At 58.7% G+C, this 12,305-nt stretch carries 10 protein-coding genes; 1 reads left to right on the forward strand and 9 read right to left on the reverse strand.

What is annotated here, in order from left to right:
• The first annotated feature begins 17 nt into the window (after nt 1-17).
• On the forward strand, nt 18-1,202 hold the full coding sequence (locus LOH54_RS11300; protein WP_231019182.1) for a diguanylate cyclase: 1,185 nt from the start codon (nt 18-20) through the stop codon (nt 1,200-1,202).
• Here LOH54_RS11300 and LOH54_RS11305 read toward each other — a convergent pair.
• The 9 genes from LOH54_RS11305 to nuoI all read right to left on the reverse strand — a co-directional run bounded on the left by LOH54_RS11305 (nt 1,186) and on the right by nuoI (nt 12,298).
• Entirely contained in the window at nt 1,186-1,737 is a 552-nt protein-coding gene (locus LOH54_RS11305) for a DedA family protein (RefSeq protein ID WP_231019184.1), read from the reverse strand. The two genes, LOH54_RS11300 and LOH54_RS11305, sit on opposite strands and share 17 nt — an antisense overlap.
• Nucleotides 1,738-1,746: 9 nt before the next feature.
• Nucleotides 1,747-2,997, reverse strand: a complete 1,251-nt coding sequence (locus tag LOH54_RS11310) for an MgtC/SapB family protein (protein ID WP_231019185.1) — start codon at nt 2,995-2,997, stop codon at nt 1,747-1,749.
• A 62-nt stretch (nt 2,998-3,059) separates the two neighbouring features.
• Nucleotides 3,060-5,636, reverse strand: coding sequence for an HAD-IC family P-type ATPase (locus LOH54_RS11315; RefSeq protein WP_231019186.1), 2,577 nt, complete (start codon nt 5,634-5,636; stop codon nt 3,060-3,062).
• Nucleotides 5,637-5,797: 161 nt separating this feature from the next.
• Complete coding sequence (nuoN, locus tag LOH54_RS11320) at nt 5,798-7,306, reverse strand: NADH-quinone oxidoreductase subunit NuoN (RefSeq protein WP_231019187.1); 1,509 nt, start codon at nt 7,304-7,306, stop codon at nt 5,798-5,800.
• Nucleotides 7,306-8,880 carry an NADH-quinone oxidoreductase subunit M gene (locus tag LOH54_RS11325; protein WP_231019188.1) on the reverse strand — a complete coding sequence of 525 codons (1,575 nt, stop codon included), beginning with the start codon at nt 8,878-8,880 and terminating at the stop codon, nt 7,306-7,308. Before LOH54_RS11325 ends, nuoN begins: the two co-directional genes overlap by 1 nt.
• A 3-nt stretch (nt 8,881-8,883) precedes the next feature.
• Entirely contained in the window at nt 8,884-10,788 is a 1,905-nt protein-coding gene (nuoL, locus tag LOH54_RS11330; protein ID WP_231019189.1) for an NADH-quinone oxidoreductase subunit L, read from the reverse strand.
• Between the two features lie 5 nt (nt 10,789-10,793).
• Nucleotides 10,794-11,102: an NADH-quinone oxidoreductase subunit NuoK gene (nuoK, locus tag LOH54_RS11335; RefSeq protein WP_231019190.1), complete on the reverse strand. Its 309-nt coding sequence runs from the start codon at nt 11,100-11,102 to the stop codon at nt 10,794-10,796.
• Nucleotides 11,099-11,674, reverse strand: a complete 576-nt coding sequence (locus tag LOH54_RS11340; protein ID WP_231019191.1) for an NADH-quinone oxidoreductase subunit J — start codon at nt 11,672-11,674, stop codon at nt 11,099-11,101. Before LOH54_RS11340 ends, nuoK begins: the two co-directional genes overlap by 4 nt.
• A gap of 9 nt (nt 11,675-11,683) precedes the next feature.
• On the reverse strand, nt 11,684-12,298 hold the full coding sequence (gene nuoI, locus LOH54_RS11345; protein WP_231019192.1) for an NADH-quinone oxidoreductase subunit NuoI: 615 nt from the start codon (nt 12,296-12,298) through the stop codon (nt 11,684-11,686).
• Between the last annotated feature and the right edge of the window lie 7 nt (nt 12,299-12,305).

A 12,305-nucleotide genomic window follows, 5' to 3' on the forward strand; every position in this document is an offset into this window, starting at 1 on the left:
AATCAGGGAGTGCAATAATGAAAGGTAAAATCGCCTTACTCGCAGGCGGCTGGATATTAGTTGTCCTTTTCTCATGGACATGGGAGTTTTACCATAACAAAAACCTTGAGGAGGACGCCATGCTCAAAAGCGGGCGGGCCTTCTTCCAGCAGATTGTACTGACCCGCGAGTGGAATGCACGCCACGGCGGGGTCTACGTATTCGCCGACGAATCAACACCGCCTAACCCCCACCTCAAGAATGTGCGGCGGGACATCCCTCTGCCGGATGGGCAGCTGCTGACCCTCGTCAACCCAGCCTATATGACCCGCCAGCTCTCCGAACTGGCGGAAAAGTACGACGGCCTGCAGATCCATATCACCAGCCTACGTCCGATCCGTCCCGAGAATGCACCGAAAGCCTGGGAGCGCACGGTACTTGAATCCTTTTACCACGGTGCAAAGGAGTACGGCGCCTTTTTCGACGGCGGGTACCGTTACATGGCACCGCTCTATACGGAGAAAAGCTGCCTGAAATGTCACGCCTCCCAAGGCTACAAGGTCGGTGATATCCGCGGTGCTGTCAGCGTCACCATCCCCCATATTACCGCCCCGCAGCTTCCGCTGGGCGGAGGCCATCTTCTCATCGCCCTAAGCGGGTTAGGGATTATCCTGCTGGTCGGCTGGCGCCTGCGACGCGCCTACCAGACCGTCAAAGAACAGAGTATGATCGATCCGCTCACCGGCATCGCCAACCGCCGCCACTTCATGAAGCGTCTGAAAGAGGAGTACCAACGCTCACTGCGCGAACAGCATCCTGTCGCGCTGATCATGGCGGATATCGACTCGTTCAAAGCCTACAACGACACCTACGGCCATATCGAGGGGGACCAGTGCCTACTGAGCGTGGCCCATACAATGCAAGAGGCCCTCAAACGCCCCGGCGACTGCATCGCCAGATACGGGGGCGAAGAGTTCATCATCATGCTTCCCAATACCCCTCTTGCCAACGCCGCGCATTTTGCGGAGGAGCTGCGCCGTCATATCGAAGCGCTGAAAATTCGCCATGAAAGCTCCGCCGGCGGAGACGTCGTGACCGCCAGTTTCGGGATCGCCGAAACAGAACCCGGCGACCCCGACTATGAAGCCGTTATCCGGCGGGCCGACGCCGCGCTATACGCGGCAAAAGCGGCGGGACGGAACCGCGTCAACGCTGTCGTCTGACGCTGCGCCATCCCCAGACCGCCATCGCGGCGAGGGCGATCCCAAGGGCACCGTAAAGGGCATAACGGTGCGCCTCGGCGAAAAAGAGCGTCATGGTGTGCCCCAGCAGGTAACCCGCCAGCGCAACAGCAACGGCCCAGAGCACCGCACCGGCGGCATTGAGCAGCATAAACTTCCCCGGGGCGATCCCGCTTGCTCCGAGCAGAAAGGGGGTGACCGTCCGTAAGCCGTAGAGGAAACGGAAGCCGACGATCAGCGCGTTCTGTCGGCGATGCAGCAGCGCGCGTATCCGTTCGGACTTTTCCTTCCAGCGCGGGCGTTTCTCCAGCAGTGCCGTCCCCCGGCTGCGCCCGATGAAAAAGTAGAGCTGGTCCCCGACAAAACTGCCGGCAAACGCCGAAGCGATCACCCAAGGAAGTTCCAGGTAGCCTGCGTGGGCAAGGTAGCCGCCGATCACAAGGACCGTCTCCCCTTCCAGGAAGGTGCCCGCGGCGATCATTGCATAGCCGTACGTCATCACCAGCGCTTCAAGCATGACCTTCTCCTAGATAATAAACGCCACGCCCACGGTCGACATCCCGAGCAGCAGCAGCCACAGCGCGGCAATCCGGCCAGCGGCAAAACCTCCGAACCAGACGGCATAGATCGCTTTGAGCAGATTGTTGCTGCCTGCGGCGATCATCACCGATGAGACGATCACCGGCGTTTTCAGCGCCTCATGGCCTGTCAGCAGTGACAGGACAAAAGGGTCGATGTCGGTAAAGCCGACAGCAAAGGAGAGCAGTTGCAGCCCGCCCGTGCCGAAATGGGCCGTCACGAGCTGCGTCGCCGCCATCATTACGACAAACAGGGCGGCAAAGAGGAATGCGGTCCCCAGCTCCAGCGGGTTTCTGTCAACACTCCCTTCCACGGGCACCGTCTCCCTGCTTTGCCGCAGGGCATAAGGTGCGGCAATCGCAAAGGCCGCCAGGGCGAAGAGCATAAAAGGGAGCAGAAGCGCCCGCGCCACCTCCGGGGTGAAAATCAGGGCGATCACGATCAGGCGCAGGTACATCATGGCCGAGGCGGCGACGATGGCCCCCGTCATCAGGCGCCGGTTCCCGATCTCGGCGGCCTTGCGCGAGAGCACGACCGTTGTCGCCGTACTGGAGTAGAGCCCGCCGATCAACCCGGCGATCAGATACCCTCGCTGGCGAAAGATGTATTTTTGGGCCAGGTAGCCGCCATACGAGATCGATGATACGATCACGACCGCGCTCCAGAGCTCGAAAGGCGACAAGGGCAGGAACGTCCCGATGCGCTGATGCGGCAGCAGTGGCAAAATGACGGCCGAGAGTAGTACCATTTTGCCGACGGTCTCCAGCTCATTGGCATTGAGGCTCTTGGACAACGCCTGCAGGCGCGGTTTGGCGTTGAGCAGAAAGATCATCAGGACGAAAACCAGTGAAGGGAGCCAGATGGCAAAACGTTCCGACAGCGGCCCGAGGGTATAAACAAGCAGCGCCGCGAGGTAGAAGAGAATCGACGGGCGACCTTTGTTGAGCTGCTGGACGTAAAAGAGCGCGAACAGCAGGGTCACCCCTCCCATCGCGGCAAGATAGGGGGCCATACCGAGCAGCCAGCAAAGATAACCGAGGATGCCGAGAAACGTATAGGTCCGTGCCGAGCCGAACGTATGCTCCTGGTCGGTGGGATGGAACCGGAGCCGGTAGGTCTTGATCTCCAGACCGATCAGGAAACTGAACATCGCCGTCAGGGCAAAATCCGCCAGCCGGCTGTCAAAGTACTCTTCCATCTATCGACTCCTCAAAAAGGCATCACCCCACCTCAGCGTCCTGTGTTCCGTCTGTCTGTCCCTCAGATCACTGCGATGCCGAACCGTTTACGATAATAGCGCAAAACCGCCATTTTTACGACATCGTTGAAGATGAACCAGATGAAAGCGTATGCCCCGACGGCGGCGGCGGCCCCCCAACCGATCGGTACCATCACGCCGAATCCGTAAACGCCGACGACGGTCCCGGCGGCGGCGCTGAGCAGCGAGGCCGACAGCAGCGGTGCCGAGGGGAAAGGACGGCGGAAAAACCACTCATCGATACGCGTATTGAAAATCGTGCCGTGCCCGGCGATGATGAGCTTGACGAAAAAGAGCGACTGCACGAAATCGAGCGGCAGATGCATCAGCGACATCGTGATCCAGAAAAGGGTGAACGAGGAGAGCACCCCGGCGATCCCCAGCCAGCTCGCCAGGACGAACACCTCCCGCATATCCCACCGTACCGGTCTCTGCCTTACTTTGGTATTGTCGTAGGCGATGGTCATGATCGGGATGTCGTTGAGCAGCGCCAGGATGATGATCATCAGCGCCGTCACGGGGTAGAAGTCGTAGAGTACGATGGCCAGCGTCATGAAGATGATGACGCGGATTGTCTCGGCGATGCGGAAGATCGTATAGCTCTTCATCCGTTCGAAGATCTGCCGCGCCTCTTTGATGGCGTCGACGATCACGTGCAGGCCCGGCGCCGTCAGCACGATATCGGCCGCGGCGCGCGCCGCATCCGTCGCCCCGTCGACCGCGATACCGCAGTCCGCCTTTTTCAGTGCCGGAGCGTCGTTGACCCCGTCGCCGGTCATGCCCACGATATGGTCTGCCTTCTGCAGTTCGTCGACGATGAAATACTTATCCTCCGGGTAGACCTGGGCAAACCCGTGCGCCGCCTCGATCAGGGCGATGATCTCCGATTCGTGCTTCTTCACCGCCCCCTTCGGTATCGGCATGTTGTAAAGCTCGCGCTGTACCTTCTGCAGGATCTCCCTCACTTTCGCATCCACTTCGGCTGTAGCGGCATGCGGCATCACCGCCTCGGTGATGGCCGAGGTCAATACCTTCGAGAGGTAGAGATACTCCTCGATCGATTCGCCCTTCAGCGCCCGGACGTCCTCGATCTGCTCCCCGATGGTCAGCAGCCGGGCGATATAGGTCGCGACGGCAATATTGTCCCCCGTCACCATTTTGACGTCGATCCCGTTCGCCTCCGCCTCCGTGACGGCCAGTTTGGAATCGCTCCTCGGCGGGTCGAAAAAGGGGAGAAGCCCCACAAAGTGATAGACATCCTCTTCGCATTTGCGGTAAGCGACCCCCAGGGTACGGAATCCCTTCTCCGCGAACAGCTGTACCCCCTCGTACGCCTTTTGCCGGTCAAACTCATGCGCATCGCTCTGTTCGATGATGATCTGCGGCGCCCCCTTGGTGACGATCAGCTCACAATCTCCGCCGTCGTAGATCCCCTCCGTACGTTTATGAACGGGATCGAAAGGGAGAAATTTCTTGAGCTGCCACTGCGTCAGCCGCTCCCGCAGCCCCCGGGTGTCGATCATGTCGAAAATAGGACGTTCAATGGGGTCGCCGTTCTCCTCCTTGCTTGCCAGGGCCGCGTAGACGTACAGCGCTTCTTCGTCGAAACCGTCGGCAATGTAGGGATCGGCCAGGCTCATGCGGTTCTGCGTCAGCGTCCCCGTCTTGTCCGAGCAGAGCACATCCATGCCGGCCAGCTCCTCGATCGCCGCAAGCCTGCTGACGATGGCCTCCTTCAACGCCAGGACATGTGCCCCGATAGCCATCGTCACGGTGAGGACCGCGGGCATGGCCACGGGGATGGCCGATATCGTCAGCACCAGTGAAAAGATCAGCAGCTCGACCGTCGGTTCGTTGTTCTGCACCCCGTGGTAGACGATGACGGCAATCATCGCCAGTGTCAGTAGAATGAGGAAGTTCCCGACCCGCACGACCATTTTCTGAAAGTGGCTCCGCCCTTCGCGTTCCGCCTTGGCAACGAGCCCGACTGTTTTTCCGAAATAGGTGTGCGATCCGGTGCCCGTGACATGGGCGATCAGCTCCCCCTGGCGGATGATCGCGTTGGCGTAGAGGTCGTCACCGACCTCTTTTTCAACGGGGAGGGACTCCCCCGTCAATGCGGACTGGTCGACCTGGATATAGTCGCTTCCGCTGAGCAGTTTGGCGTCGGCGGGGATGATATCGCCGATCTTGATCTTGATGATGTCGTCGGGGACGAGCGCTGAGGCATCGATCGTTTTCCATGCCGCGTCCCGCAGGACCAGCGCTTTTCGGGCCAGCTTCTTTTTGAGCACCTCGATCGCGTTCAGCGCTTTCGACTCCTGGTAGAAGTCGACCGCCGCATTGACGATCAGCATGACCATAATGATGGTGAACTCTTCCCAGCGCCGCACGCTCAGCGCCAGAACGGCGGCGGTCTCGATCATCCAGGGAATAGGGCCCCAAAAGCGTTTGAAAAGACGGGCCGCCCAGGAGGCCTGCTTCTCCTCGATCGTATTGGGTCCGAACTGCGCAAGACGGGCTTCGGCCTCTTCGCTGCTCAGACCGCGCTGTAGTGAGTCGGGCGTCTCCGTATCCATCGTAGCTCCTTCTCAGGAATTCCGGTTGCCCCAAGCATGCCCATCGCATATTCAGAGCCTCATGGCATCATTGTAGCACTTTAATAAAATCGGTAGTAAACGGAAACAGAACGGCGAAGCGCCGACAAAGAAGAAAAGGCGACGGCTACGCCGCCCCGGGGTCAGTACCCGGAGTTGTAGACGAGGGTCGCGATAAATTCGATGAGCGGGTTGACCGCGATGACGGCGAAGATCGTCACGAAGGCTGCCACCCCAATGATCGTCTTGAGCGAGAGCGAGGCGTTCATCATGTAGTACTCGTGTACGCCATGGATGACCGGCTCTTTCATGAACATATAGATGATCAGTTTAAGGTAGTAGTACCCGGCAATGGCGGAGTTGAGCGCCATGATAAGCGCCAGGACCGTATAGCCGCCAGTGACCGCGGAGCTGATCATGTAGAGTTTACCCCAGAAGAGGCCGAACGGCGGGATCCCCGCCAGCGAGAGCATGAACAGACCCATCAGGACCGCCGCAAAAGGCATAATCTTGACCATACCGGCGAACTTCTCGTACGGATGATCCGAGCTCTGGCCCGGCAGCAGGTGCTTCTGGCGGTTGACCCACAGCATCGTAAAGGCACCGAGGTTCGTGAAGCTGAAGAGCACCCAGTAGAGGAAGAGCGCCGTATTCGCCTGTGTCGTACCGATCAGGATCGCCGCGAGGACGAAACCGGCGTGGGAGATGGAGCTGTAGGCCAGCATCCGTTTGACGTCGGTCTGGACCAGCGCCCAGATGTTCGCCGCGGTCATCGTCACGACGACGCCGCCGTAGAGGATCACCTGAAGCCAGACGACTTCGCTGTGGACCATGAACTCGAACAGACGCATGACGACAACGAAGCCCGCGATCTTCGGTACGATGGACATATAGCCCGCCAGTGCCGCGCTGGAACCCTCATAAACGTCCGGTGTCCACGTATGGAACGGTACCAGGGAGACCTTGAAGCCCAGCGCCGCCAGCATGAAGACGGTACCGACAAGGGCGTAACCGATGTTGGCGAAGCTGTCCGCCGCCATCACTTCGGCGATCGTATGGATCTCGACCGAGCCGCTGATCGCGTAGAAGATCATCGCACCGAAGGCGTAGAAGCCGGCGGCGAGCGCACCCATTGTAAAGTACTTGACCGCCGCTTCAAAGGACTTGGAACGGTTATGCAGGGCGATCAGCGTATAGAGCGCCAGCGACGCCGTCTCGAGGCCGACGAAGACGAGGATCAGGTTGTCCGTCGCGACCATGAACTGGAAGCCCGCGATCATGAACAGGAACAGCGAGAAGTACTCCGGGTAGTTGTACTCGTGGAAACGCTTCGACGTCAGGGCCAGCGGAATAAAGAGCATCGACGCACCGACGATGATGAGCTGCGACAGGATGGAGATCCCGTCCATCAGCATCACGTTGAAGAAACCGAGCATCGTCCCGTTTTCCGTGAAGATACCGGCGAAATCGACGAGGGAGCCGAAGTCGAGCAGCAGGAACAGCAAGGAGACCATAACGTAGAAGGACTTGTGCAGCCCGCTCTTTGCCAGGTCGACAACCAGAATAGAGAGCGCGCCCGTGATCGCGATGAGCATCGGGGCGAGGGTGGCGAGGTTCAGCTCACCGAAAGATACATTGACAGCTTCCAACATTATTCTGCCTCCCTTTCAACGTCCACTTCGACTTCCGTGACGGAAGCCATAGCGATTTTTGTTTCGGCCGGGTTCGGGATCGCTGCTTTTGCCTCCGGCGTGATCGCCTTCTCGTGCATCAGCTGAACGATGGATTCGACCGAGTTATTGATCGGCGTCAGGACCGGTTTCGGGTAGACACCGAGCCAGACCGCGATAATGGCCAGCGGGATCAGAGCGACCAGCTCTTTCTTGTTGACGTCCTTGAGGGTCTTGTTCTCCTCTTTGGTCACGTCGCCGAAGAACGCCTTCTTATAGGCGGAAAGCATGTAGATCGCGCCGACGATGATCGCCGTACCGGCGAGCAGCGTCATCATATGCGACTGGGAGTAGAAGCCGAGCAGGCTCAGGAACTCCCCGACGAAGTTAATCGTGAGCGGCAGGCCGACGGAGGCCATCATCATGATCCCGAAGATCGTCGCGTAGCGCGGCATCACCTGCGCCAGACCGCCGAACTCGCTCATCAGCTTCGTATGGCGGCGGTCGTAGATGACGCCGACCAAAAGGAAGAGCGCGCCGGAGACGACCCCGTGCCCGATCATCAGGAAGACCGAACCGCTGATCCCCTCGACGTTCATTGCGAAGGTACCGAGGATGATGACACCCATGTGGGAGATGGAGCTATATGCAACGACCTGTTTGATGTCCTCTTGCGCATAGGCGACCATCGCCGTGTAGATGATCATGATGATCGCGATGACCGCGACCGGGACCATAAAGAAGACGGAAGCGTCCGGGAACATCGGCAGGGAGAAACGTACGAACGCATAGGTCCCCATTTTCAGCAGGATCGCCGCCAGGATGACCGAACCGATCGTCGGCGCCTGCCCGTGGGCGTACGGCAGCCATGTATGGAACGGGAACATCGGGACTTTGATCGCAAAACCGATGAAGAAGGCTACAAAGAGCCAAAGCTGCAGGTTTTCCGGCAGGACCAGGCGGTACCACTCGAGGATAGAGAAGCTCCACTGCCCTGTCGCCTGGAAGTAGAAGTAGGCCATGAAAAGCATACCGACGAGCATGACAAGCGACCCTGTAAAGGTGTACAGGAAGAACTTGATCGACGCGTAGATGCGCAGCGGCCCGCCCCAGGCACCGATGATATAGAGCATCGGGACCAGAGAGAGTTCCCAGAAAACATAGAAGACAATCGCATCAAGGGCCGCGAAAACACCGACCATCGTCATCTGCAGGAACAGCAGGGTGATGATCATGTCCTTGACGCGGCGGGTCTCCGTCAGCGACGCAATACCGATCAGGGTAAAGAACGCCGCCAGGATGATGATGAACAGTGAAATCCCGTCAACCCCCAGGAGGTAGTTGATGCCGAAGGCGGGGATGAGGGCGAACTGTTCCATGAACTGCATGCCGCTGACAGCGGGGTCGTAGACGTACCACATGACCAGGGAGAGCACGAACTCGATGGCGCTGACCGTGATCCCGTAGGCGCGGATGCTCTCTTTGGACACGATAAAGCCCAGCATACCGGCCAGTGCCGGGAAGAAAATCAGAATCGAAAGAATATGATCAAACATCGGTTAAGCTCCTAAACCTGGGAATACCATCTGCATCAGCGCAAAAATGTCATAACGCTTGATGTAGAGGACTGCAATCGCCAGGAGGCCAACGGTACCGATGACCATCCAGCGCAGCATGGATGAGAGGTTCCCGTTTTGCATCGTGTGCGTCCCCTCACCTGTTTTGTAGATCGTTGTCGCGATCAGGTCGACGGTAGCGTCGACGACTTTGAGATCGATCTGTTTCCAGAAGAGCTTGGAGAGTTCCGCATACGGCTTGGAGAAGAACTCATCGTAGAACTTCGGAATGTAGTACTGGTTGAACAGCATCTTGTAAACCGCCGTCTGCTGCAGTTTCGGGTTAAGCAGACCGTTGCGGTAGAGCAGGATCGCGACGACGATACCGCCGATGGCCATCAGCGACGTGACGGCAATCAGCATCATCTCGACGTGGTGCGTATGGAACGTGAACGTCGGCAGCAGCTCCGTCACAAAGTGGACGAACTGATGCTCGAACCAGCCTGCAATGACGGCCAGGACCGCCAGCGGCGCCATCGCCCAGAGCATGAACTTGTACGCTTCATGCGGATGGAAGCCGTGCTCTTTGTAACGCTCTTCGCCGGAGAAGAACGTCAGCATGATCAGACGGAAGGAGTAGAACGCCGTCAGACCCGCCGTGATCCAGAGCACCGCCCAGATGACATAGTGCTCGCTGCTGAAGGCGACTTCGAGGATCTTGTCCTTGGAGAAGAAGCCCGCCAGCGGCCAGATACCGGCCAGGGCGACGGAAGCGAGGATCATCAGGATCGCCGTCCACTTCATCACTTTGTAGAGCCCGCCCATCTTGAACGGGTCGAGTTCGTCGCTCATCGCGTGCATGACGTTACCCGCACCGAGGAAGAGGAGCGCTTTGAAAAAGGCGTGCGCCATCAGGTGGAACAGTGCCACCCAGTAGGCACCCAGGCCCGCCGCGACGAACATGTAGCCCAGCTGCGACAGCGTTGAATAGGCGATGATGCGCTTGATGTCGCGGTTGACCAGTGCCATCGTTGCCGCGAACATCGCGACGAAGGCGCCAAGACCGGCGATGAAGTAGCCGACGTCCGGGATCAGGCTGTAGAGCGGATTGGCACGGACGACGAGGTAGACCCCCGCCGTAACCATCGTCGCCGCGTGAATGAGCGCGGAGACCGGCGTCGGACCTTCCATCGCGTCCGCAAGCCAGGTGTGCAGCGGGAACTGCGCCGATTTACCCATTGCACCGACGAAGAGGAAGATCCCCATCATCGTGACGACGGCGGTGTCGAGGTTCGGCACCGCGGCAAAGACGGCGTCATACTGCAGGCTGCCTGTGTGCCAGTAGAGCAGGAAGATACCGATGAGCATCCCGAGGTCGGCGATACGGTTCATGATGAACGCTTCGTTCGCCGCCCAGGTGGCGGACTCTTTGTGGTACCAGAAACCGATCAGGGCCCAGGAACAGAGACCGACGCCTTCCCAGCCGATGAACATCCCCGCGAAGTTGTCGCTCATGACGAGGATCATCATGGAGAAAACGAACGCCGACAGCCATGCGAAGAAGCGGTTGAACGCTTTGTCGTGGTCCATGTAGCCGATGGCGTAGACGTGAACGACCGTCGAGACCGTCGTAACGACGATCATCATCGTCGCGCTCACCTGGTCGACGACGAAGCCGAACGGGATGTAGAGGCTTCCCGTCTCCATCCAGGTCATCAGTTCCGTATGGATCGGTTCACCGCCCTGGAGCAGGTAAACAAACAGTGTGACGCTGGAGACGAACGATGCAAAAAGCAGCGCCGAGGTGACGACCCCCGTCCAGAGCGTTTTCGGTGACGCACCGAACAGCGCCGCGAAGAGCGAGCCGACAAATGGTGCGAACAGTGCAATATAGAGATACATTTCCATTCTTATTACCCTCGCATCGATGTCATAGTATCAAGATCGATCGTACCGGTACGCTTGTACCAGATGATCAGCAGGCCGAGGCCGACCGCGACTTCGGACGCCGCGATGGCGATGACGAAGAACGCGAACATCTGCCCCGTCAGGTCGCCGTAGTAGTGACCGATGGCGGCAAAAGCGACGTTAACGGCGTTGAGCAGAATCTCCGACGCCATAAAGAGCATCAGCAGGTTCTTGCGGCGCATCACGCCGACCAGGCCGATCGCGAACAGGATCGTCGCGAGTACCAGGTAATGTGTCAGTCCGATTTCCATCATAACGTCACCTTCTGCTCTGTCTCTTCTTGGCGGATCATCGTGATCTCCTCCTCTTTCATCTTCGTCAAGCTGCGGTCCATCTTTTTGCCGGCCATAACGATACCGGCGATCATCGCGACGAGCAGCATCACGGCGGCAACCTCGAAGGGGACGAGGTACTTGGTAAAGAGGACGATACCGACCGCTTTCGGGTTCTCGACACCCACCGGTACCGGGAAGGCCGCGCTGATGTTCTCCGCCGCGATCGGCATCGCGAAGATCGCGACGACCAGCAGGGTTGCCAGGACGCTCAGCGTCAGGACGATCACTTTGGAGGTGTTATGCTCTTTGACCGCGCGCGTCGTATCGAAGAACATCATACCGAAGGCGTACAGGGCCATGACCGCACCGGTGTAGACGATGATCTGGACGACGCCCAGGAAGTCCGCGTTCAGCAGGAAGAAGAACGCCGAGATCATGATCATCCCCGCCGCCATGGAGCTCAGTGCGTAAAGGGCCTGGCTGCTCATAACGGTGTAGGAGAACATCGCGATGGTCAGGACCGCGAAAAGGTAAAATGCAATTGTTTCCATTCAGGCTCCTTAATACGCCAGCGGCGTCTTCTTGACACGCGCATCTTCGTTCGGGGTAACGGCACCGAATCCCGGGTACTCTTTCTGCTCGCCCTTGATCGCCATGTCAATCGGGGTCAGCATATCCTCGAACAGGATGAAGTGCTCGCGCTGCTCCGAGGTGTTCTCGTAGCGCGGCCCGTGGACGATCGCCAGTTCCGGGCAGACTTCGGCGCAGTAGCCGCAGAAGATACAGCGGCCGAGGTTGATCGTATACTCCGTCACCGCTTTGCGGCTGTTCTCGTCGATGCGCGTGTCCATACGGATACAGTCGGAGATACAGATCTTTTCGCACAGCCCGCAGCCGATACAGCGCTCCGTACCGGATTCGAAGAGGCGCTGCATCTCGTGGACGGCGCGGTAGCGCGGCCCGATCGGCAGCTTCTCTTTCGGGTACTGCACGGTATGGATGTCAAATTTGATCATCTCGCGCATAACGACCCAGAGGCCGACGAAGAGCTCACCGCTGAGCCCGCGTTTGACCACCTGTTTGAACCGGTCCCATCCTGTCTCCGGATAGTCCTCGATATCGACCTTGAAGTAGTGCTGCTGCACGTTTCTGTCAGTAAATTGTTCCAGACTCATCACGACC

The organism is Sulfurimonas sp. HSL-3221, from assembly GCF_021044585.1.
Lineage (GTDB): Bacteria > Campylobacterota > Campylobacteria > Campylobacterales > Sulfurimonadaceae > Thiomicrolovo > Thiomicrolovo sulfuroxydans.